The organism is Billgrantia pellis (assembly GCF_008297955.1).
In the GTDB taxonomy this organism is placed as follows: Bacteria; Pseudomonadota; Gammaproteobacteria; order Pseudomonadales; family Halomonadaceae; genus Halomonas; species Halomonas pellis.
In genome coordinates, this window is sequence record NZ_VTPY01000003.1 from 232987 (window position 1) to 253331 (window position 20345).

21 protein-coding genes are annotated in these 20345 nt (G+C 65.8%); 4 read left to right on the forward strand and 17 right to left on the reverse strand.

Annotation, left to right across the window (positions count from 1 at the left end; translation table 11 throughout):
• Window positions 1-20 precede the first annotated feature (20 nt).
• Complete coding sequence (locus tag F0A17_RS06980) at window positions 21-2639, reverse strand: ABC transporter permease (RefSeq protein ID WP_228716830.1); 2619 nt, start codon at window positions 2637-2639, stop codon at window positions 21-23.
• On the reverse strand, window positions 2636-3388 hold the full coding sequence (locus tag F0A17_RS06985; RefSeq protein ID WP_149327636.1) for an ABC transporter ATP-binding protein: 753 nt from the start codon (window positions 3386-3388) through the stop codon (window positions 2636-2638). The genes F0A17_RS06980 and F0A17_RS06985 overlap by 4 nt, the downstream gene beginning before the upstream one ends.
• On the opposite strand from F0A17_RS06985, the gene F0A17_RS06990 reads away from it, so the two are divergent.
• Window positions 3387-4061: an arylesterase gene (locus F0A17_RS06990; RefSeq protein ID WP_149327637.1), complete on the forward strand. Its 675-nt coding sequence runs from the start codon at window positions 3387-3389 to the stop codon at window positions 4059-4061. The genes F0A17_RS06985 and F0A17_RS06990 overlap by 2 nt on opposite strands.
• Here F0A17_RS06990 and F0A17_RS06995 read toward each other — a convergent pair.
• The gene (locus tag F0A17_RS06995) at window positions 4052-4948 is read right to left on the reverse strand and encodes a DMT family transporter (protein ID WP_149327638.1); all 897 of its coding nucleotides are present in this window, start codon (window positions 4946-4948) and stop codon (window positions 4052-4054) included. The two genes, F0A17_RS06990 and F0A17_RS06995, sit on opposite strands and share 10 nt — an antisense overlap.
• Window positions 4949-4965: 17 nt before the next feature.
• Window positions 4966-5235, reverse strand: coding sequence for an Rdx family protein (locus F0A17_RS07000; RefSeq protein WP_149327639.1), 270 nt, complete (start codon window positions 5233-5235; stop codon window positions 4966-4968).
• Between the two features lie 55 nt (window positions 5236-5290).
• Between F0A17_RS07000 and F0A17_RS07005 the strand changes: the two genes are divergently transcribed.
• The 3 genes from F0A17_RS07005 (at window position 5291) to ettA (ending at window position 8834) form a co-directional block, all read left to right on the forward strand.
• Window positions 5291-6595: an MFS transporter gene (locus tag F0A17_RS07005; RefSeq protein WP_149327640.1), complete on the forward strand. Its 1305-nt coding sequence runs from the start codon at window positions 5291-5293 to the stop codon at window positions 6593-6595.
• A 197-nt stretch (window positions 6596-6792) separates the two neighbouring features.
• Entirely contained in the window at window positions 6793-7008 is a 216-nt protein-coding gene (locus tag F0A17_RS07010; protein ID WP_149327641.1) for a PA3496 family putative envelope integrity protein, read from the forward strand.
• A gap of 164 nt (window positions 7009-7172) precedes the next feature.
• Window positions 7173-8834, forward strand: coding sequence for an energy-dependent translational throttle protein EttA (gene ettA, locus F0A17_RS07015; protein ID WP_149327642.1), 1662 nt, complete (start codon window positions 7173-7175; stop codon window positions 8832-8834).
• A 78-nt stretch (window positions 8835-8912) separates the two neighbouring features.
• Here ettA and F0A17_RS07020 read toward each other — a convergent pair whose 3' ends face one another.
• From F0A17_RS07020 to ftsB, 13 genes are all read right to left on the reverse strand, one after another.
• The gene (locus tag F0A17_RS07020) at window positions 8913-9071 is read right to left on the reverse strand and encodes a DUF1328 domain-containing protein (protein ID WP_111413928.1); all 159 of its coding nucleotides are present in this window, start codon (window positions 9069-9071) and stop codon (window positions 8913-8915) included.
• Window positions 9072-9219: 148 nt separating this feature from the next.
• The gene (gene lpxL / locus F0A17_RS07025; protein WP_149327643.1) at window positions 9220-10134 is read right to left on the reverse strand and encodes an LpxL/LpxP family Kdo(2)-lipid IV(A) lauroyl/palmitoleoyl acyltransferase; all 915 of its coding nucleotides are present in this window, start codon (window positions 10132-10134) and stop codon (window positions 9220-9222) included.
• Window positions 10135-10157: 23 nt separating this feature from the next.
• On the reverse strand, window positions 10158-11294 hold the full coding sequence (gene alr / locus F0A17_RS07030; protein ID WP_149327644.1) for an alanine racemase: 1137 nt from the start codon (window positions 11292-11294) through the stop codon (window positions 10158-10160).
• Between the two features lie 110 nt (window positions 11295-11404).
• Window positions 11405-12853, reverse strand: coding sequence for a TolC family outer membrane protein (locus tag F0A17_RS07035; protein ID WP_149327645.1), 1449 nt, complete (start codon window positions 12851-12853; stop codon window positions 11405-11407).
• 117 nt (window positions 12854-12970) lie between these two features.
• On the reverse strand, window positions 12971-13960 hold the full coding sequence (gene rpoS, locus F0A17_RS07040; RefSeq protein WP_149327646.1) for an RNA polymerase sigma factor RpoS: 990 nt from the start codon (window positions 13958-13960) through the stop codon (window positions 12971-12973).
• 153 nt (window positions 13961-14113) lie between these two features.
• Window positions 14114-15205 carry a peptidoglycan DD-metalloendopeptidase family protein gene (locus tag F0A17_RS07045; protein ID WP_149327647.1) on the reverse strand — a complete coding sequence of 364 codons (1092 nt, stop codon included), beginning with the start codon at window positions 15203-15205 and terminating at the stop codon, window positions 14114-14116.
• Window positions 15198-16181 carry a DUF368 domain-containing protein gene (locus F0A17_RS07050; protein WP_149327648.1) on the reverse strand — a complete coding sequence of 328 codons (984 nt, stop codon included), beginning with the start codon at window positions 16179-16181 and terminating at the stop codon, window positions 15198-15200. Before F0A17_RS07050 ends, F0A17_RS07045 begins: the two co-directional genes overlap by 8 nt.
• On the reverse strand, window positions 16178-16858 hold the full coding sequence (locus tag F0A17_RS07055) for a protein-L-isoaspartate(D-aspartate) O-methyltransferase (RefSeq protein ID WP_149327649.1): 681 nt from the start codon (window positions 16856-16858) through the stop codon (window positions 16178-16180). Before F0A17_RS07055 ends, F0A17_RS07050 begins: the two co-directional genes overlap by 4 nt.
• Window positions 16845-17591 carry a 5'/3'-nucleotidase SurE gene (gene surE / locus F0A17_RS07060; RefSeq protein WP_149327650.1) on the reverse strand — a complete coding sequence of 249 codons (747 nt, stop codon included), beginning with the start codon at window positions 17589-17591 and terminating at the stop codon, window positions 16845-16847. The genes F0A17_RS07055 and surE overlap by 14 nt, the downstream gene beginning before the upstream one ends.
• Before the next feature lie 23 nt (window positions 17592-17614).
• Entirely contained in the window at window positions 17615-18694 is a 1080-nt protein-coding gene (gene truD, locus F0A17_RS07065; RefSeq protein WP_149327651.1) for a tRNA pseudouridine(13) synthase TruD, read from the reverse strand.
• On the reverse strand, window positions 18691-19176 hold the full coding sequence (gene ispF, locus F0A17_RS07070) for a 2-C-methyl-D-erythritol 2,4-cyclodiphosphate synthase (RefSeq protein WP_149327652.1): 486 nt from the start codon (window positions 19174-19176) through the stop codon (window positions 18691-18693). Before ispF ends, truD begins: the two co-directional genes overlap by 4 nt.
• Complete coding sequence (gene ispD / locus F0A17_RS07075; RefSeq protein ID WP_149327653.1) at window positions 19177-19929, reverse strand: 2-C-methyl-D-erythritol 4-phosphate cytidylyltransferase; 753 nt, start codon at window positions 19927-19929, stop codon at window positions 19177-19179.
• Window positions 19926-20243 (reverse strand): cell division protein FtsB, encoded by a 318-nt coding sequence (gene ftsB / locus F0A17_RS07080; protein ID WP_149327654.1) that lies wholly within the window; start codon window positions 20241-20243, stop codon window positions 19926-19928. Before ftsB ends, ispD begins: the two co-directional genes overlap by 4 nt.
• Between the last annotated feature and the right edge of the window lie 102 nt (window positions 20244-20345).

The following is a 20345-nucleotide window of genomic DNA, read 5'->3' on the forward strand; positions in this document are numbered from 1 at the left end:
TAATCATTCAACGCAGCCCATCACGCCTCGCCGAGTAACCCCAGGCTGGCCGCGGGGGCCTGGCGGCGCAGGCCGTAGGACAGCAGGTGGCCGATGACTCCGATCAACAGCACGCCCCCGAGCGGCAACACGAACCACAACCCGGGATGGAGACGTGGCGCCAGGTCGAGCCAGGCAACGTAGATACCCGCGGTGGCAAGCTCGGCCAGTAGGGCTCCCATCAACCCGCTGGCCAGACCGAGGACGGCGAATTCGGCACCCTGCACCCGCGAGATCAGCCGACCGCCGGCACCGAAGACACGCAAAAGGCCGCTTTCGTGGGCGCGCGCCGGTCGGCTCGCGGTCAGCGCCGCATAGAGCACGCTAACACCGGCCAACAGCACGAAGGCCAGCACCAGTTCAACCGCACGAGTCACCTGGGTGATCACCTCGCGCACCTGGGCCAGGATGGCATCGACGTTGAGCAGCGACACTCCCGGGAACGTTCGTACCAGCCGCCTGAGGGTAGCCCCTTCGCCACTGTCCAGGTGAAAGGCGGTGATATAGCTGTGTCCGAATCGCTCCAGCACGCCGGGAGGAAAGATGACGAAGAAATTGGGGCGGAAACTGTCCCAGTCCAGGTCGCGCAGGCTGGCCACGTCACCGACGACCTCTTCGCCGCCGATGGTAAAGGTCATTCGGTCGCCCAGCGTCAGCCCCAGGCGTTCGGCCAGGCCGCGTTCCACTGAAATGGGCACGGTCGTCGCGCCCGGCTCGGCGTCCACCGCCCCGAGCCAGCCACTGGGCGGCTCATTCGGCGAGAGTTCGTCGAACCACTCGCCGGCCACGACCCGGTTGCCCTCGGGCAGCTCCGCTTGCCATGTCAGGTTGAGTTCACGGCGCAGCGAGTTGTCGCCCCGTGACTCCTCCGGCACGACCTCGCGAGGCGGCCGCTCGTTGATCGCGGTCAGCCGTCCCCGCACCATGGGATACAGCGCCGTGCGGTCATCGGCGGCGGCGTCCAGGGCCTCGACGAAATCGTCGCGCTCACTCGGTTGAATATTGATGGCGAAGTAGTTGGGCGTATCCTCGGGCAACTGCGCCTGCCAGGTCGAGAGCAGATCGCCGCGCACCAGAGCGATCATCGCCATGGCGAAGAAGGTCACGGCGAAGGCCAGCAGCTGCCCCAAGCTGGCATTGCGACGCCGGGCAAGTTGCCGACCGCCGAGTCGCACGGCCTGGTACCATTCGGTGCCGCTACCTGCGCCACGCAGCGGGAGACGCGTCGTCATGCGCAATACCAGGCCGAGCAGAATCGCGCCCAAGCCCCACAGCGCCAACAACATGATCAGGCCGCCAACCAGCAGCGACACGGCCAGGGCGAGGTCGCCGGAGTAGAGCCACAGCAGGCCGCCGAACACCAGACTGGCCACCAGCACCACCAGCCAGGCTGAAGCCGGCAGCGGGTCGAGTTCGCGGCGCAGCACCTTGAGCGCACTGACACGCCTCAAGCGCAGCAGCGTCGGGCCCGCGAACCCCACCAGCACCGCCAGCGCGGTGAGCATCCCGAGCGCCAGGGGCAGCCACCCCGGCGGCGGCAGCGTGAGTGGCAGGAAGGCGGTCAGCAACGCCAGCAGTGCGGCCTGTCCGGCCAGGCCCAGCAACGCACCCAGCGCCGAGGCCACCAGCGCCAGCCATAGCAGCTGCAGGGCGAAGAGCCGAGCCAGCTCACGCTGGGTGGCGCCGAAGCAGCGCAGCAGTGCCGCGGTATCCAGATGACGCTCGACGTAGCGCCGCGTCGCCATGGCCACCGCCACCCCGGCCAGCAGCACCGCGGCCAGTCCCGCCAGGCTGAGGTACTTCTCGGCGCGCTCCAGGGCACTGCCGAGGCCCGGCCGGTCACGGCGCACATCCCGCACTTCCACCCCGTCTCGGCGCAAACGGTCGAGCAGCCCCGCCACTCGCTCCACCGCCTGAGGTGGCCCCGCGGCGAGAATCTCGAACTCCACCCGCGACCCCTCCTGTACCAGGTGGGTGGCGCCGAGGTCGTCGATATGCATCATCAGACGCGGGTTGAAACTGCCGAAGCCGGCCGATTGATCGGGCTCCCGCTCGATCAATCCACCCAGTGTCAGTTCGGCCTCGCCGACGCGAATGCGATCGCCGGGCTCGGCCTCGAGCAACAGCGCCAGCCGCGGCGACACCCATACCTCCCCTGCCGCGGGTCCTTGCGCTGACGTCTCGATGCCGTCACCGAAGTCGACGTGCACTACGCCGTAGTGCGGGTAAACGTCATCGACCGCCTTGAGGCTGGCCGGCTGAAACGCCTCTCCATGGCTGACCATGGTCACCATGTCGACCTGGTCGCTCAGGGTCAGTCCGGCCTCTTCCAGGGTACGGCGCAGCTCGCCGTCGAACGGGCGCCCCTGCTCGAGCACCAGGTCGCCGCCCAGCAGTTGGCCGGCCTGACGGGTCAGGCCGCGATCCAGCCGATCCAGGAAGAAACCGATCATGGTCGAGGCCGCCACCGCCAGCGTCAGCGCCACGAACAGCGCACGCACGTCGCTGGCGCGAAGATCCCGCAGCAGGCCGCGTGCCGAAAGCCGCAGCAAGCGGGCCGCCGTTGCCGCTTGCATCGGCGCGGCCGCGCTCTGGCTCATGCCTCCACCTCGTCGCGCGTCAGCTCGACGAGGTGTCCGTTCTCGAGCCGTAAGCAGCGGTCGCAGCGCCTCGCCAGGGCGTGATCATGGGTGACCAGCACCAGCGTGGTACCGGCCTCGCGGTTAAGTTGGAACAGCAGCTCGATGATGCGCGCACCGGTGGTCGGATCCAGGTTGCCGGTGGGCTCGTCGGCGAAAACCAGCTCGGCGCCGGTGACAAAGGCGCGCGCCAGCGCCACGCGCTGTTGCTCGCCGCCGGAGAGCTGCTTGGGCAAATGTTCGAGGCGCTCGCCGAGGCCCACCCGCGTCAGCCAGTCTCGGGCGCGTTCGGAGCCCCCCGGCCGCGGCGACAGCTCCAGCGGCAACAGCACGTTCTCCAGCGCCGTCAGGGTCGGCAGCAGCTGGAAATTCTGGAACACGAAACCCACCCGACCGGCCCGCAGTCGGGCACGCCCATCCTCGTCCAGTTGCCCGAGCGATTCGCCGAACAGTTCCAATTCGCCATCGCTGGGCGCATCCAGGCCGGCCAGCAGACCGAGCAAGGTGGACTTTCCCGCCCCGCTCTGACCGAGGATCGCCACGCTCTCGGCGGGGAACACTTGCAACCCCAGGTCACTCAGAATGGTGAGCCGGCGCTCGCCGCTCGCCACCTGCTTGCTCAGGTGGCGAGCGTGTAGAATCGGCCTGAGCGCGTGTTCCACGGCGGGAGCACGCTTGATATCCGCGTCTGGAATCGAGGAGTCGGACATGATGAGAGGCTTCCCCTTGGATTGGATACGAAATGGCTTCGGCTTGTTGCTATGTGCCCTGCTGTTGACGCTGCCACCGCTGGGCCACGCCGATGCGCGACCGGTACTGCTGATTGTGGGCGATAGCCTGAGCACCGCCTATGGCATCGAGCGTGAAACGGGTTGGGTCAGTCTGCTGGAAGCCCGTCTGGACGGAGAGGCGCATATCGTCAATGCCAGCATCAGCGGTGAAACGAGCAGCGGCGGCGCGAGCCGACTCCCCGAGCTTCTCGGACAGCATGCCCCCGACATCGTTCTGCTCGAACTGGGCGGTAACGATGGTTTGCGCGGCCTGCCACCCTCCCAGCTCGAGACCAACCTGGCCGGCATGATCGAGGCCAGTCTCGAGGCCGGCGCCCAAGTACTGCTGCTTGGCATCGACATCCCGCCCAACTATGGACAAGCCTACCGCAATGCCTTCACCGGCGTGTTCCTCCGACTGGCCGATACCTACGAGGTACCGTTGGTACCCTTCCTGCTCGAGGGCGTGGCGCTCGAAGAAGGCATGATGCAGGAGGACGGCATCCACCCCACCAGCGATGCCCAGCCGATCATTCTCGACAACGTCTGGCCGGAACTTGCTCCGCTGCTGGAGAATAGCGGCGCGGAGCTGGCCGAAGCCGTTCACGACTGATCGGCAGCCGGGCTCTTCTGCCACTGCTGTAGTCCCAACCCGCCAAGAATCAGCACCAGCCCCACCAGGGTAGACGCCAGGATCGGCTCGCCGATCACCAGATGCAGCAACAGCAGCGATATCGGCGGCGAGAGAAAGATCAGGTTCGAGACCCGCGCCGCGCGCGACACCCGATGCACGGCCAACTGCCACAGCACGAAGGCGATCCCCATCTCGAACAGCCCCACATACACGCCTGCCGTAATCCCGGCCCAGCCGGGCCAGGCAAATCCCGGCCCGAATAACAATAGCAGGGTCAGCACCGGCAGGCCGATGCTGAAGTTCTGCCACTGGGCGACCAGCGGGGGGCGCCGATCGCGCACGTTGAGCAGCCAATAGAGCGCCCACAGCAGCGTCGAGGCCAGCGCCAGCCCCACGCCCAGCGGATCGGCGAAAGCGACATCGAAGACCGCGCCCCGGGTGGCGATGACCCAGACGCCCGAGTAGGCGATCAGACCGGCCAGGACATCGATGCGGGTCAGGCGCTGGCCGAGAAGGGGGACCGCCAGCAGGGCCATGGTCAAGGCCCAGGTATAATTGAGTGCCATCGCCTCCTGCCCCGGCAGGCGGTCGTAGGCGCCAAACAGCACCAGGTAGTAGGCTACCGGGTTCATCAGCCCCGCCCAGGCGGCGGTGCGCCAGCCGCGGCGCAACGCCTCGCCCAGCAGCCCCTGGCACAGCATCAACCCACCGATCAGCAGCCACGACACCAACGACGCCAGCCACATCAGTTCCAGCGGCGTCATGTGCCCGAGTGCCACCTTGAACGCTGTGGCTACGGTGGACCACAGTGCTACCGCACCGAGGCCGAAGAGTATTGCTTGGCGGTCCCTGGAGGGCAGGTCCATTTCCATCGCCTCGCTTTTCATCGGTCGATGTGCCCCAGGTCGCGCTCGGGATCGAGCCGATCGCGGACTCGCTGCTTGAGCTGCTTCACGTCGGGAAAACCGCCGTCGCGCTTGCGCTCCCAAAGCGATTCGTCGTCATGGAAAATCTCGAAACGCCCACCGTGGGAGGGCACCAGGGCCACCTCCTCCAGCGTCTCGCCGAAGGTGGAGAGCAGCTCCTGGGCGTACCAGGCGCTGCGCAGCAGCCAATTGCACTGGGTGCAGTAGTGGATGCGGATACGTGACATGCCGACTCTCTGTCGCAAGAATGGAGCTGTTGATCATAGCAGCCGAGGAATCCGGATGGCTGAACGTGATATCGACCCATCCCGTCTGTACGAATGGTTGACCGGCGACGAGAACAACCGGATGTGCCGCGACATTCCCGACGAGGCATGCGTCGAGCAACCGCGCAATTTCTTTTTTCACCTAGTTGCCGCGCTGGGCAACAAGCTCGCCGATGAACTGGCCAGCGCCCGCCTGGTGTTGCCCTGGCTGCTGGGAGTGATCGGCGCCCCGCTGTGGATGATCGGTCTGCTGGTGCCGATCCGCGAAGCTGGCGCCTTGCTGCCGCAGTTGTTCGTAGCCGGTTTCATCCGGCTCAGGCCCGAGCGCAAGTGGGCATGGGCGTTGGGCGGTACTCTGCAGGCCCTGGCAGCGGCCAGCCTTGCCCTGCTCGCGCTGTTCGGCCATGGCAGCCTCGGCGGCGCCTTGGTGCTGGCCGTGCTGGTAGCGCTGTCGCTGGCCCGCGGTCTCTCTTCGATCGCCACCAAGGATGTACTGGGCAAGACCATTGCCAAGCGACGCCGCGGCAATCTGATGGGCTGGAGCGGTGGCGTCACGTTGGCCGCCGGCGGGATATTGATGCTGTTCGAGAATCGACCCGGCGAGCTGGCCTTGGCGACGCTGCTTGCCATCGCTGCGCTGGGCTGGGCACTCAATGCCCTTTGTGCGGCACGCATCCGCGAGACGCCGGGCGCGGTCGAAGGCGGCGAGAACGCATGGCACAGCATCAAGCTGGGCCTGCGCCTGCTGCGTGAGGATCGTGCCTTCCTGCACTTCAATCTGTCGCGCTCGTTACTCCTGGCCAGCGCACTGGCGCTACCTTACGTGGCCCTGCTCGGCCAGCGCCAGAGCGGCACCGAGCTGGGCGGCCTGGGCGTGCTGATCGTGGTATCCGGCCTCGCCGGTATGGTGGCGAGCCCGGTATGGGGCAAGCGCGCCGACGCCTCCAGCCGCACCGTACTGCGCGATACCGGCCTGGGTGCCGCCGCCTGCTGCCTGCTCGGCGCTTTCATCGCCTGGCTACCGGGTCAGTGGACGGCGACGGTTTGGCCTTACGCCCTCGTCTATGCCCTGCTGGTCATCGTCCATGCCGGCGTGCGCCTGGGCCGCAAGACCTACCTGATCGACATGGCGGGACAGGATCGACGCGCTCTGTATGTCGCGCTCTCCAACACCATCACCGGTGCCATGATGCTACTGGTAGGCGGCATCACCGGGCTGTTGGCGCAAAGGCTGGGCACCGACTGGCTCCTGGTGGCTTTGGCCGGCATGGCGCTGGCCGCGGCCGTCTCCGCCACTAAGCTCCCCGACGTGGAGCGGTGACGCCGAACCCGCACCGTGCCCTACGCTGGAATTTTTTCTCGCCAAGGCTTGCTCTCGGCCACTTCCGGATATATATAGCCGTCAGGTACCCGCCATGGGTACCGATGGCGCTTCAGGTCCGTCGCTTCGGACGCGAAGCGGATTTGCGATACGTCGATCGCCAGAGCGGTCGACACCGGGCCATGGGAGGATGTCGCATGAGCCATGAACCCCTTGTCAACGACTCTCACGACGACGAACAGGATTTCCTGGAAGCCGTGAACGACGACGAATATGTACGTCCGCGTGCCTCCAGCCGCGCCGACACTCTGCGCGCTCGACGACGCGTCGAGGCCCTGCTCGAAGAGCGGCGCCTGCAGCGTGCCATCGAAGACGACTGGATGCTGCTCGACGAGGAGGAAGAAGAGGAGTAGAAATCCTCCACGTCACCAGGCGGGGCATGCGAAGGCTGCCCCGCCACGCTCCCTCCCTCTCTTCGCTCCGGGAGCTCATGACGACAGGCCACGTCGAAGCTGGCCTTTGCCCTGCTCGGCCACTATCATCGTGGCCACAGAACCCCCAACTCCAATGGAATTCCATGGCGCAATACGTCTTCACCATGAACCGGGTGGGCAAGGTCGTTCCGCCCAAGAAACAGATTCTCAAGGATATTTCCCTGTCCTTCTTCCCGGGAGCCAAGATCGGCGTGCTGGGCCTAAACGGTGCCGGCAAGTCGACCCTGCTGCGCATCATGGCCGGCGTCGACAAGGAATACGAGGGCGAGGCCCGCCCCATGCCCGGCATCCACATCGGCTACCTGCCCCAGGAGCCCGAGCTCGACGACGAAAAGAGCGTTCGCGAAACCGTGGAAGAGGCACTGGGCGAGATTCAGGAGGCGCAAGCCAAGCTCGACGCCGTCTATGCCGCCTATGCCGAGCCGGACGCGGACTTCGACGCCCTGGCCACCGAGCAGGCCCGGCTGGAAAACATCATCGAAGCCGCCGACGCCCACAACCTGGAGCGCAAGCTGGAGGTCGCCGCCGAGGCCCTGCGCCTGCCGCCCTGGGACGCCAAGGTCGGCAACCTCTCGGGCGGCGAGCGTCGTCGCGTGGCGCTATGTCGCCTGCTGCTCTCCAACCCCGACATGCTGCTGCTCGACGAGCCCACCAACCACCTCGACGCCGAGTCGGTGGCCTGGCTCGAGCGCTTCCTGCACGATTACAGCGGCACCGTGGTGGCCATCACCCATGACCGTTACTTTCTCGACAACGTGGCCGGCTGGATCCTCGAGCTCGACCGCGGCCACGGCATCCCCTTCGAGGGCAACTACTCGCAGTGGCTCGAATCGAAGGAAAAGCGCCTGGAGCAGGAAGCCAAGCAGGAGGCCTCGCGCCAGAAGGCGATCAAGCACGAATTGGAATGGGTGCGCAGCAACGCCAAGGGCCGTCAGGCCAAGAGCAAGGCACGCCTCAATCGCTTCGAGGAGATGCAGTCAGGCGACTTCCAGAAGCGTAACGAGACCAACGAGATCTACATTCCGCCCGGCCCGCGCCTGGGCGACAAAGTGATCGAGTTCCACGGCGTCTCCAAGCGCTTCGACGACAAGCTTCTCTATGAGGACCTCACCTTCGCCGTGCCCAAGGGGGCGATCATCGGCATCATCGGCGGCAACGGTGCCGGCAAGTCGACGCTGTTCAAGCTGATCACCGGCAAGGAACAGCCCGACAGCGGCGAGGTGATCGTCGGCGAGACCGTGGACATCGCCTACGTCGAGCAGTTGCGCGATGCGCTCGATGACAAGCAGACGGTATGGGAAGCGGTCTCGGATGGGCAGGACATCCTCAACATCAATGGCTACGAAGTCTCCTCCCGCGCTTACGTCGGCCGCTTCAACTTCAAGGGCAACGACCAGCAGAAGTTCCTCAAGGACCTGTCCGGCGGCGAACGTGGCCGACTGCAGCTGGCCCAGACCCTGAAGCAGGGCGCCAACGTACTGCTGCTCGACGAGCCGTCGAACGATCTCGACATCGAGACTCTACGCGCGCTGGAGGAGGCCCTGCTCGCCTTCCCCGGCTGTGCTTTGGTGATCTCCCACGATCGCTGGTTCCTCGACCGGATCGCCACCCATATCCTCGCCTTTGAAGGCGACTCCCAAGTGGTCTTCCTCGAAGGTAACTACGCTGACTACGAAGCGGACCATCGCAAGCGGGTCGGCAGCGATACGCCGCATCGCATGAAGTACAAACGCATCGACGCCTGAATCCGGCCCACGCGCAACGCAAAGACGAGGCCTCGCCAAATGGCGAGGCCTCTTGCCGTCTGGGGGGGCAACGCCTCGTCAAGGCCGCCGTCCGGTGACCAGCGAGACGATGAACAACACGATGAACAGGAAGAACAGGATCTGAGCGATGGTGGTGGCTGCACCAGCGATGCCGGAGAACCCCAGAACGCCCGCGATGATCGCAATGATCAGGAACAGCATTGCGTTACCGAGCATGATTGACCTCCTTGATCGTCATGACGCCATCCGTTGACGCCGAACCATCCCGTTTGGGTGTCTTTCAGACTTGCGTGTCCGGGGTGCAGCGTCAAGTTACCGTAAGTCAAGCCTGGTAACGCAATGCGTCGAGCGCAAACCTGTCGCCTCAGTAGAAACCCGGCTCGCCTCTCGGACGGGTCTTGAAGCGTCGATGTAACCAGAGGTACTGCTCGGGGTGCCTGCGTATCGCCTCCTCGATGAAGGCATTGACGCGTGCGGCATCGGCCACCTCGTCATCGCTGGGAAAGTTCTCCAGCGGCGGCCGGCATTCGATGGTGTAGGTGCGGTCGTCGGGGTTGCGATGGAACATCAGCGGCACCACCGGTGCGCCGGTCATGCGGGCGATCTTGGCCGTCAGCCGGATCGTGGCGGCCTCGATGCCGAAGAAGGGCGCGAATACGCTGGCGTCGCGTCCGAAGTCCTGGTCCGGCGAATACCAGACGATGTGTCCGGCCTTGAGCCGTCGCACCACGCCCCGCAGGTCGTGCCGATCGATGGCTTCGCCGAAGATACGGCTTCGCGCATCGGTCATGAAGCGGTCGAACAGCGGGTTGTTGTGGGGCCGGTAAACCACGTCGGCAGGAAAGAACAAGGCGTGCAGGGCACCGCCGAGATCCAGCGTGGAGAAATGAATGCCGATCAGCAGTACGCCCTTGCCGCGCGCGTGAGCCTCGGCCAGGTGGTGGGCGTTGCGGTAGATGACGCGATGACGCAAGTGGCGGGCGTCACGGCACCAAGCGGTAGCGGTTTCGAGAATGCCGATGCCATTGGCGGCGAAGGTTTCCTTGACCCGCTTCTCTCGCTGCGCTTCGTCGAGCTCGGGAAAGCACAGGCGCAGATTGGTATCGACGATATGCCGCCGTCGCGGCACCAGTCGCCAGGCCAGCAGGCCGAGGCCGCGACCGACGGCGAGCTTCAGGCGCCATGGCAGCCAGGCGCCGAGATGCATGGCGCCGATCGCCAGCCAAGCGGGCCAGTAGCGAGGATGGGCGAAGGAATCGGGCCAGTTGCGCTTGGACATTCTCGTTCTCGTTCGGATCGGGGTCAGGCGGCGGTCACGGGGTCGACCGGTCCCACATAGCGCCTGGGTACACGGGGCAGGATACCGGTCAGCAGGGTATAACTAATGGTATCGCAGTGACGCGCCACCTCGTCGACCGAGAGTACCGCACCGTAGCGTGACCGTCCCCAGAGCACCGCCTCACTCCCGATATCGGCTTCGGGAATATCGGTGACGTCGACAGTGAGCATGTCCATCGATACCTTGCCGGCAAGGGCCGCGCGCCGCCCCGCGATCAATATCGGCGTGCCGTCGGCGGCATGGCGATCATAGCCATCGCCATAGCCGCAGGCCACCACGGCAATCCGCGACGGCCGCGGTGCATGCCAGCGACCGCCGTAGCCCACCGGCTCCCCTGGGGCCAACTCGCGCAGTGCAATGATCTCCGAACGCAGCGTCATGACCGGCTCGAGTCGGCGGCTGGCCTCGTTGGGACACGCCAGTGGGTCGCTGCCGTAGAGCATGACGCCGGGGCGCACCCAATCGCCATGCGCCTGCGGCCAGGCCAGGGTTGCCGGGGAATTGGCCAGGCACACCGGCGCTCCGAGTGCTGCCGCGAGATGTCGCATGCAATCGAGCTGCTTGCGACAGTCGCTCGGATCGACGGCATCGGCGGTGGCGAAGTGACTCATCAGCAGCCTATCGGCGACGCGATCGGGAGCGGCGCCCAGGCGCGCCCAGACATCGGCGGCCCGCTCGGGGGGGAATCCCAGTCGATGCATGCCGGAATCTATCTTGAGCCATACCGGTATCGGCCGCTGCGGGCGGTAGGCCAGCAGCGCCTGGACCTGCCATTCGCTGTGCACCGCCAGCCACAGCCCCAAGGCCTCGACGCGATCCAGCTCCTTGGCTTCGAAGATGCCTTCCAGCAGCACGACAGGGGAACGTACGCCTGCATCGCGCAGGACTTCGGCTTCCTCCAGGCAGGCCACGGCGAAGGCAGGCGGACGCACTCCCGGCGGCAGGGCTTCCAGTGCCAGAGCGCAGGCCACGGCACCATGGCCGTAGGCATTCGCCTTGATCACGGCCAGCGCCCGGCTACCCGAGGCCAGCCCTCGGGCGAGGGTATAGTTGTGACGCAGGGCGTCGAGATCGATATCGGCGACCAGTGGCCTGGCCATGACAAGCCTCCAAGAAAAAGCAGCGCAGAACCCGCGGGCTCCGACGAAGAAAACCACCGACGCATCGGTGGCTTTTCGGTCACATGCGCTCTGCTAACGCAGAGCCACCTTCAGGACGGCGCCTGGGGGCGCTCGCCGATGTTCATTACCGGGTCGTTGTTGGCCTCATCGGGAAGTTCCAGCGAGACCGGCTCCTCCTCCGTGAGCCAGGCATTGACGGTGCGGATAGACTCCGGTCCGAGCAGGCCGGCTTGCTGCTGAAGTTGCAGCAGGCTGAGTACGTAGTCGTACCGCGCCTCCGCATGCTCGGCGATGGCGTTGAACAGGTTCTGCTCGGCATTGAGCACGTCGACGATATTACGCGTGCCCACTTCGTAGCCCGAGCGAGTCGCCTCGAGCGCGCTCTGGTTGGAGATGATCGCCTGACGCCGAGCCTCAACGGTCTCAACGTTGTTGTTGACCTGAGTGAATAGCGAACGCACCTGCTGAACGGTATCGCGGCGCTGGGCCTCGAAGTCGTACTGACTGGCCTCGAGCAGGAAACCGCTCTGGCGGATCTGGGCCCGTGTCGAGCCACCGGTGTAGAGCGGCAGGCTGGCGCGCAGGCCGACCTGACTCTCGGATTGGTAGGAGGTCCCGGTACGGTCGCTGTCCGACCAACCGTAGTTGGCGAAGGCGGAAATCACTGGCTGCCGAGCAGCACGCGAAACGTCAACGGAGCTGCGCGCCACCTCGACGCCGGCCTCGGCCAGTTGCACCAAGGGGCTGTTGGCCATGGCCAACTGTACCCATTCCTCGCGGTCGACCGGCGCGGGCCCCTCGATGGGCACCTCCTCCTCGAGCGCTTCGATGCTCTCGTAGCGATGGCCGGTCAGCCGCTCGAGCGCCTCGAAACTGACCTGCATGGCCCCCTCGGCGGCGATGCGCTGGGCGCGAGCCAGGTCAAAGGAAGCCTGGGCTTCGTGCACGTCGGTGATGGCGATCAAGCCGACCTCGAAGCGCTCGCGGGCTTGCTCCAACTGCCGGCTGATGGCGGTTTCCTGCGCTCGCCGCGCGCTGAGCACATCATGAGCCCGCAGAATCTCGAAGTAGGCGCTGGCGACATCAAACAGCAACTGCTGCGTGGCGACGTCCACCGTCAGCGCGTCACGGTCGATCTCGCGCTCGGCCCGCTCGAGCTGGGCGCGCCGCGTTGGGTCGTAGAGCGCCTGTTCGGCGTCCAGGGTCAGGCTGGCACTGTTGACGGTATCTTCGGTCTCGAATGCCTCGGGTGGCACGCCGGGGAACTGGGCTCTCTCGTTGGCGCTGGAGTAGGTGCGGGCATGGCTGGCGCTCCCCCCTACGGAGAGTTGGGGCAGCAACGCCCCCCGCTGAACGTCCCGCGCGGCTTCGGTGGCGCGGAAGCCGGCGCGGGTGGAGCTCAGTTCGGCGTCGTTGTCGAGTGCGTCCTGAGTGATCGTCCAGAGATCGGCGGCTTGAGCGTTGGCGGCCACGGCCAGACCGACGAGTACCGTCAGGCCGCGGCGGCGAAGGTACCTGGCATTGGGGGAGCGGAGCATTGGTTCTTTTCCCTTGTTCAACCCTGCATGTAAGGACGCTAATGATAACGCATCAGCATGCAGAAAATATGCAGCCGGTCACTTCGACCGGCTGCATGTTCGGCGCATCCGATTCCGCTATTCGTTGAAAATGTTGTCCATCGACAGTCCCTGCTTTTCGAGCACCCGACGCAGTTTCTTGAGCGCTTCGACCTGGATCTGGCGCACCCGTTCACGGGTGAGGCCGATCTCGTCGCCGACCTCCTCCAGCGTGGCGGCCTCGTGACCGCGCAGGCCGAAGCGACGCACGACCACCTCCATCTGCTTCTCGGTCAGCTCCGCCAGCCAATCGTCGACGTGCTCCTTGACGTCGACATCGACCAGCGAGGATTCCGGCCCCTGCTCGTTGTCGTCAGCGAGAGTTTCGATCAGCGGCTTGTCGCTCTCGCCGCCCATCGGGTAATCCACCGAGGAGACCCGTTCGTTGAGGCCCATCATCCGCTTCACCGATTCGACCGGCTTGTCGAGATAGTCGGCTATCTCCTCCGGCGTCGCCTCGTGGTCCAACTTCTGGGTCAGCTCGCGAGCCGCCCGCAGATAGATATTGAGTTCCTTGACCACGTGGATCGGTAGCCGGATGGTGCGGGTCTGGTTCATCAACGCCCGCTCGATGGTCTGGCGTATCCACCAGGTGGCATAGGTAGAGAAGCGGAACCCGCGCTCGGGGTCGAACTTCTCTACCGCCCGGATCAGGCCGAGATTGCCCTCTTCGATAAGGTCGAGCAACGTCAGCCCCCGATTCAGGTAACGCCGGGCGATCTTCACCACCAACCGCAGGTTGGACTCGATCATCCGCGCCCGCCCGGCCGGATCACCCTTCTGAGCGAGGCGTCCGTAGTACACCTCCTCCTCCGGCGTCAGCAGCGGCGAGAAGCCGATCTCGTTGAGATAGATCTGAGTGGCATCGAGGCTATGATGATAGTGCTTGTCCTCACGACTCAGCGCTTTCTCGAACGCATCGTCGTCACTATCGCTGGCCGAATTATCCGCGTCCGCCCCGAGTTCCTGTTCGGCTTCGGTGACGTCGTTGAGATCCACATCCTGAAGGTCCCGTTCAAGCATGCTCATCGGTTGCTACCCCGTAGTTTCGTCCTGAGGTGCCGGTGTACACCTGGCATCGTCTTGTAGCACGCAGCTTCTTTTACTTGTTGTGTTTCCTCATTGGCGCCCGTTTCCGGGCGCCTTGGGCCACCGTGACGCCCCGGTGGCGCCGCAGCCGAACTAGCGCTGCGGCAGATACTGAAGGGGGTCCTGAGGCTGGCCATCCTTGCGCACCTCGAAATGCAGCCTGGCGCTTTCGGCGTCGCTATCGCCCATGGTAGCGATCACTTCACCGGCCTCGACCACATCGTTCTCCGTCACCTGGAGCGTATCGTTGTGGGCGTAGGCACTCAGGTACTGGTCGTTATGCTTGAGCAGAATGAGATTGCCGTAGCCCCTCACGCCACTGCCGGCATAGACCACGATACCGGGGCCAGCTGCCCTGACAGGTTGCCCCTTTTGCCCGGCGATATCAATGCCGGCGGTGATGGTTCCCCCCTCGCCGAAGCGACCGACCAGTTCGCCATCAGTGGGCCACTGCCAGGAAACCTCTTCCACCGGCGTGTAGCTTTGACTCTCACGCTCAGGCTGGCGTTCCGGCGCTCCCGCGACCTCGGTGCCGGCATCCGGTTCGGCCTCGGCGGCCGGCTCAGGCGCCTCCTCGGATTGAGCCGCGGCGGCAGCCTCGGCGTCTACGCCGGGGGCTTCCTGCCGTGTGTCGGCGGCGGCTTCGGAGGACGATGGAGACTGGGCATCGGACTGAGACGCCGCCGCCGATCGGTTACCGGCAACGCTCTCGGCACCGGCAATCGCCGTCTGGCTCGGTGCCGTCCGCTCGCCGTCGAGCGATTGCACGGTCAGGCGCCGGTTGCGCTCGATGGCCTCCTCGTCGGGCAACAGCCAATCGTCGCCCTCGCTCCCCGCGGCGCTGCTGCCCAGCGCGCTGGCCGTCGCCACCTGGCCTCCCTCACGCTCCGGGGAGTGCCGTTCCTGCGGCGAAGCGCCGGCGGCATCGCCCAGGCGCAATTCCTGACCGGGTTGGATGCGGTAGGGCGGGCTGATGTCGTTGAGGCGAGCCAGGTCTCGATAATCCATATCATGGCGCCAGGCGATGCCATACAGGGTATCGCCCTGCTCGACCGTGTAACGGCCGGCCGTTTCACTCTCCCGGCTTGCCGAGAGATCGCGGATCTGAGGCGCACCACGCTCCTGTTGAGCGGCACAACCGGCCATCGCCAAGGCAACGGCCGTCATCAGTAACACCTTACGCATTGGAGCCATCCTCCTTGTCAGGCGGGGGGTGAGAGCCATCCGTCACCTTGCCGGGCGTGTCCCCGGCGTGGCGGTCGAGCATCAGGACCAGGGCCGCCCCGACCAGCATGGTAACCATCACCGGCAGCAGCATGCCGGGTTCCCCGGTCAGGTCGGCATAGTGGCCCGGGGTCAGGTAGCGGTAATCGAGCGGGATCATTCGCCCCTCGGGGCCGAGCTGGTAGCGGACAAGCTCGCGCCAGGGCCACAGCACCGGCAATGAGCCGACGATGAAGCCGACCAACAGCTGCAGGGTCGCGGCATGATAGTGGCGAAGCAACCATGAGAGCAGGCGAGAGAAGCCGAACAGGCCAATAAGGCAGCCGGCCGCGAACGTGCCGAGCAGCGTCAGATCGAAGCTGCGTATGCCCTGCATCACGGTACCGTACAGTCCCATGGACAGTAGCAGGAAGCTGCCCGAGACACCGGGCAGCAGCAGCGCGCTGATGGCAATGGTCCCGGCGACGACGAGCATCAATGAGGGGCTGCCCAGCAGGTGAATCATGGGCATCAGATTGGGCAATCCGTGCGCCAGCAGCAGACCGACGGCCAGCGGCAGCAGATGCCACGGCTTCCAGTCGGCGGGATGGCGGCCGACCACCAACGCCGATGCCGCCACCAAGCCAAAGAAGAAACCGTTGAGCAGCAGCGGATAATCCTCCAGCAACCAGACGACCAAATGCGCCACGCTGACAAGGCTGATGCCGATACCGAGCAGCAGCGGCAGCGCAAACGCCAGGTTGAGATGGACAGAGAGCCCGCGCAGCCCACCGCGTCGCCAAGCGGGGATGGCGGCGGGGCCGAACTGCTTGATGGTGTGAATGAGTTCCTCGTAGATACCGGTGACGAAGGCGATGGTGCCACCGGAAACGCCAGGAACGGCATCGGCTGCGCCCATACCGGCGCCCTTGAGGAAGACACTGAGTTGTCGCTTCAACGAATCACTCCTTGCAACAGCGGCACGAAGCGCACCCGCTCCAGCCGTTGTACGTCATGTTGGTGGCCGAGGCGTTTCACCCGGGTCAGCCATTGCTCACCGCTCGATTCCGCCAAGGGCAGGATCATCACACCGCCGTCGACGAGCTGCGATATCAGCACTTCTGGCAACTCATGGGCACAGGCGGTGAGCAGCACGACGTCAAACGGAGCGGCTTCCTGCCAGCCGTGACCGCCATCGGCCAGGCGCAGTCGCACGTTGTGCGCCTGCAGCAGGCGTAACCGCTTCGCCGCCCGATGATGCAGGGCACTGATGCGCTCCACCGACCACAGCTCCGGCACCAGGCGAGAGAGGATCAACGTCTGGTAACCGGACCCGGTGCCGATCTCCAGCACGCGCCGCGGCGCCTCGCCCATCACCAGTTCGGTCATGCGCGCCACCATCCATGGCTGCGACAAGGTCTGGCCGTGTCCGATGGGTAGCGAGGTATCCTCGTAGGCGCGATGAGCCAGCGCTTCGTCGAGGAACAGGTGGCGCGGCTCACCGGCCATGGCGCGCAACACCCGCTCATCGACAATGCCCTGATCGGCCAGGCGCGCCGCCATGCGGTCGCGGGTTCGCTGCGATGTCATGCCGACACCGCGCAGCATCTCGGACAATCGTTCAGGCGAATGCATCCAGCCAGCCCTGCACATCTTCGATAGCCGCACGCTGCGTCAGGTCGGTCTGCAACGGCGTGATCGATACATAGCCCGCCTCGATGGCGGCGAAATCGGTATCCGGCCCATCATCGGCATTCTGCCCCACGGCCGCAATCCAGTAGCGCAGCCGGCCTCGCGGATCGCGCACTTCCATGGGCCGCTCGGCCGGGCCGCGATAGCCCATGCGAGTGACACGGAAGCCCCGGAGTTCGTCCCAGGGCAGGTCCGGCACGTTGACGTTGAGCAGGCTGCGCGGCGGCAATGAGAGCCGGTCGGCCGCGCCTACCAAGCTCGCCGCCACACGCCCGGCAGTGTCGAAATGATGCGAACCAACCAGCGACATGGCGATCGCCGCCATGCCCAGGTTGCGTCCCTCCATCGCCGCCGCCACAGTGCCCGAATAGAGCACGTCGTCGCCCAGATTGCCGCCGTGGTTGATGCCCGAGATCACCAAGTCGGGCTTTTCGTCCCAGATGCCGTTGACGCCCAGGTAAACGCAGTCGGCCGGAGTCCCGTCAACGCAATGGAAGCCGTTATCCAGCGCCGTCAATGCCAACGGCCGGTTGAGCGTCAGCGAGTTGCTCGCCCCGCTGCGATCGCGATCGGGCGCCACCACGCGCAGCCGGGCATGCGGCGCCAGCGCCTCGTAAAGGGCACGTAGGCCGGGAGCATGGACTCCGTCATCGTTGGAAAGCAAGAGTCTGCGCATGATATGACCTCGTTCGAAATGGCTCACGTCTTGGCGTGAATGCCGTCAAGCGCAAGCATAAGCGTCGGATGCGCGATCAGTTCGCGCAGCACTGCCGTGGCGAAACCGCCCCGCGGCAGGCTGAAATCGAGCCGCAGCCGATCGCCTTCCCGCACCAGCCGTGGGTTATCCAGGCGCATGCGCAGGGCGCGCCGGGCCAGACGCACGCCGCTGCGCTCCAGCCCATCGCATAGCGTTGCGTGTCGCTCTCGGAGCACCTGTTCGTAGTGCTCCGCATCACCGCCGGCGAGGGAGTTACCGACGCCCCACAGCACGCCAGAGGGATGCAGGTCGAGCGCCGTCGCCCGCTCGCTCAGATCGGTATCGACTGCCCCGACGACGAACTGGCTCGCCGTGCCGTCGAGCATCGCCACATCGCCGGGCACCAGGCACCGCCAGCTACCGTCCGCCAGGCGCATGGCAAGCAGCTCGTTGAACAGGAAGCTACGCGCGGCGGAGAGCAGCATGCCTTCACGATCGTCGCGCTTGCGCCAGCCACGCGCCAGCACCGCCCGGGCGCGCATCAGGTTGCGCCCCTCCGCACCGAAGCGCTGAGGACCGAATAGGTTGGGCACGCCATGCCCGCACAACCAGGCCCAGCGCTCGTCGAGACCGGCTTGGACCGCCGCCCCCGAGATCCGCAGCGTAAAGCGATTGGCACGGTGTACGCCGCGCTTGAGCTTGCGCGGGTGGCGCACCTGTTCGAGTACGCGGAGTCCGCTGTCACCCAGCCGCTCGCTCAGGTCGGCCGGCGCCTCGCGCCCCGGCAGATGCAGCGAGAGCCACTGGCGGGTCACGGCCATGCGATCCTTCATGCCCGAGTAGCCCACGGCGCGCTGCGGTACGCCAGCGGCCCGCGCCAGTAGGCGCACGGCTTCCAGGGTGGTGAGGCCGCGCTTCTCGATCCACAGCCATAGGTGCTCACCTTGACCTTCCGGTGCGAAGCCGAGCGACTCCTCGACCACGAAATCCTCCGGCACCGCGCGGTACTCGCCAGCTAGCGGCGGTCCGAATTCACTCTCGCTGGCGCGCGGCCAGTCCCGCCGCCCAGCCGCCTCACTCACGCGCTACCCCGCCGGGCGAGCAGCACGACGGCCTCGGCGGCAATGCCCTCGCCTCGCCCCGTGAAACCCAGGCGCTCGGTGGTGGTCGCCTTGACGCTGACAGCATCGACGGTAAGCGCGAGATCATCCGCGATACGCTCGCGCATGGTCGCGATGTAAGGCGCCATCTTCGGTGCCTGGGCGATCAGTGTCGCATCCACATTGCCGACCCGGTAACCGGTTTCTTGCACCAGGACCGCCACGTGGCGCAGCAGCGTACGGCTGTCGGCGCCCTCCCAGCTCGGGTCGGTATCGGGAAAGTGGCGACCGATATCGCCCAGGGCGCAGGCGCCGAGCAGCGCGTCGCTGATGGCATGCAACAGCACGTCGCCGTCGGAATGAGCGACGAAGCCCTGCCCAAAGGGAATGGCGACACCGCCGATCATCACGTGGTCGCCTTCGCCGAAGCGATGGACATCGAAGCCGTGGCCGATGCGAAACATTCAGGAATTCTCCTCGTGGGCCGCCCCGGAACTCGGCATCGGCTCGGCCCGCTGGGCGGCCAGGACATGATCCGCCAGTGCCAGGTCCTCGGGGTGAGTGATCTTGATATTATCGCGCCGGCCGGGCACCAGCCGTGGCGAGAAGCCCAGCGCCTCCACCGCCGACGCCTCGTCGGTGATCTCGAGGCCACGCATGGCGGCCTCGTCCAGCGCCCGACGCAGCAGGCCGTAACGAAACCCCTGCGGCGTCTGCGCTTGCCAAAGTCCGAGTCGCGACTCGGTGACAGCCACGCGGCCCTCGCCATCGTCCCGCTTCATGGTATCGGCCACCGGCACGGCAAGCAGGCCACCCACCGCATCCTGCCGCAAGGCCGCGTAAAGACGCGTCAGGTCTCCGCCCCTGACGCAGGGGCGTGCCACATCGTGGACCAACACCCAGTCGCTGTCGTTCGCCTCGTCAGCGATGGACGCCAGCCCCCGTCGCACCGAATCGGCACGCTCCCCGCCGCCGTCGCTGCGCCTCCAGTGGGAGAACGGCACCCAGGCCGGGTCGAAGTGAGCATCATCGGGGTCGAGACACAAGCACAGTCGCGCTGCGGGGAAGGCCTGGTGCAGGCGCGCCAGCGTATGCGCCATGACCGGGCGGCCGGCCAGCATCAGGTATTGCTTCGGCAACTCGGCCCCCATGCGCCGGCCACGACCCGCTGCGGGGACCACCAACCACAAACGAGCGTCACGGATACGCTCGTTCATGGCCCGCTCCCTCCGCTCTGATTGTCGCCTGCGCCCGTTGCCACGCCGGGAACCCAGTAGAACTGCTCGTCCGTGCGCACCATTCCGATGTCGCTGCGCGCACGCTCTTCGATGGCATCGAGCCCCGTCTTGAGATCCACGACCTCGGCGGCCAGGCGCGCATTGCGGTCACGAAGCGGCTTGTTCGCGGTATCCAACTGGACCACGCGCTCGCGAATCTCTTCCAGCTCATAGACGCCGCTGGAGCCGAACCATAGCCGGTACTGCAGCAGCGCCAGCAGCAGCAGCAGGCCGACGGCGAGCCACTTCAGCATCGTTTCCATCCTCATGATTCTGAATGCCCGGCATTATGCCATCATCACCCGGTCGGCTCACGCCTTGGCAGGCGTCCCGTCGATTTCGGCGATCATTCGCCC

Excerpts from the sequence above, each read along its gene's own strand:
- ispD (WP_149327653.1), bottom strand. The coding sequence starts at position 19,929 with ATGAACGAGCGTATCCGTGACGCTCGTTTGTGGTTGGTGGTCCCCGCA.
- F0A17_RS06985 (WP_149327636.1), bottom strand. The coding sequence starts at position 3,388 with ATGTCCGACTCCTCGATTCCAGACGCGGATATCAAGCGTGCTCCCGCC.
- F0A17_RS07045 (WP_149327647.1), bottom strand. The coding sequence starts at position 15,205 with ATGCGTAAGGTGTTACTGATGACGGCCGTTGCCTTGGCGATGGCCGGT.
- F0A17_RS07010 (WP_149327641.1), top strand. The coding sequence starts at position 6,793 with ATGAGCCATGAACCCCTTGTCAACGACTCTCACGACGACGAACAGGAT.
- alr (WP_149327644.1), bottom strand. The coding sequence starts at position 11,294 with ATGGCCAGGCCACTGGTCGCCGATATCGATCTCGACGCCCTGCGTCAC.
- ftsB (WP_149327654.1), bottom strand. The coding sequence starts at position 20,243 with ATGCTGAAGTGGCTCGCCGTCGGCCTGCTGCTGCTGCTGGCGCTGCTG.
- F0A17_RS06980 (WP_228716830.1), bottom strand. The coding sequence starts at position 2,639 with ATGAGCCAGAGCGCGGCCGCGCCGATGCAAGCGGCAACGGCGGCCCGC.
- F0A17_RS07005 (WP_149327640.1), top strand. The coding sequence starts at position 5,291 with ATGGCTGAACGTGATATCGACCCATCCCGTCTGTACGAATGGTTGACC.
- F0A17_RS07000 (WP_149327639.1), bottom strand. The coding sequence starts at position 5,235 with ATGTCACGTATCCGCATCCACTACTGCACCCAGTGCAATTGGCTGCTG.
- F0A17_RS06990 (WP_149327637.1), top strand. The coding sequence starts at position 3,387 with ATGATGAGAGGCTTCCCCTTGGATTGGATACGAAATGGCTTCGGCTTG.
- lpxL (WP_149327643.1), bottom strand. The coding sequence starts at position 10,134 with ATGTCCAAGCGCAACTGGCCCGATTCCTTCGCCCATCCTCGCTACTGG.
- ispF (WP_149327652.1), bottom strand. The coding sequence starts at position 19,176 with ATGTTTCGCATCGGCCACGGCTTCGATGTCCATCGCTTCGGCGAAGGC.
- rpoS (WP_149327646.1), bottom strand. The coding sequence starts at position 13,960 with ATGAGCATGCTTGAACGGGACCTTCAGGATGTGGATCTCAACGACGTC.
- surE (WP_149327650.1), bottom strand. The coding sequence starts at position 17,591 with ATGCGCAGACTCTTGCTTTCCAACGATGACGGAGTCCATGCTCCCGGC.
- F0A17_RS07055 (WP_149327649.1), bottom strand. The coding sequence starts at position 16,858 with ATGCATTCGCCTGAACGATTGTCCGAGATGCTGCGCGGTGTCGGCATG.
- F0A17_RS07020 (WP_111413928.1), bottom strand. The coding sequence starts at position 9,071 with ATGCTCGGTAACGCAATGCTGTTCCTGATCATTGCGATCATCGCGGGC.
- ettA (WP_149327642.1), top strand. The coding sequence starts at position 7,173 with ATGGCGCAATACGTCTTCACCATGAACCGGGTGGGCAAGGTCGTTCCG.
- F0A17_RS06995 (WP_149327638.1), bottom strand. The coding sequence starts at position 4,948 with ATGGACCTGCCCTCCAGGGACCGCCAAGCAATACTCTTCGGCCTCGGT.
- F0A17_RS07035 (WP_149327645.1), bottom strand. The coding sequence starts at position 12,853 with ATGCTCCGCTCCCCCAATGCCAGGTACCTTCGCCGCCGCGGCCTGACG.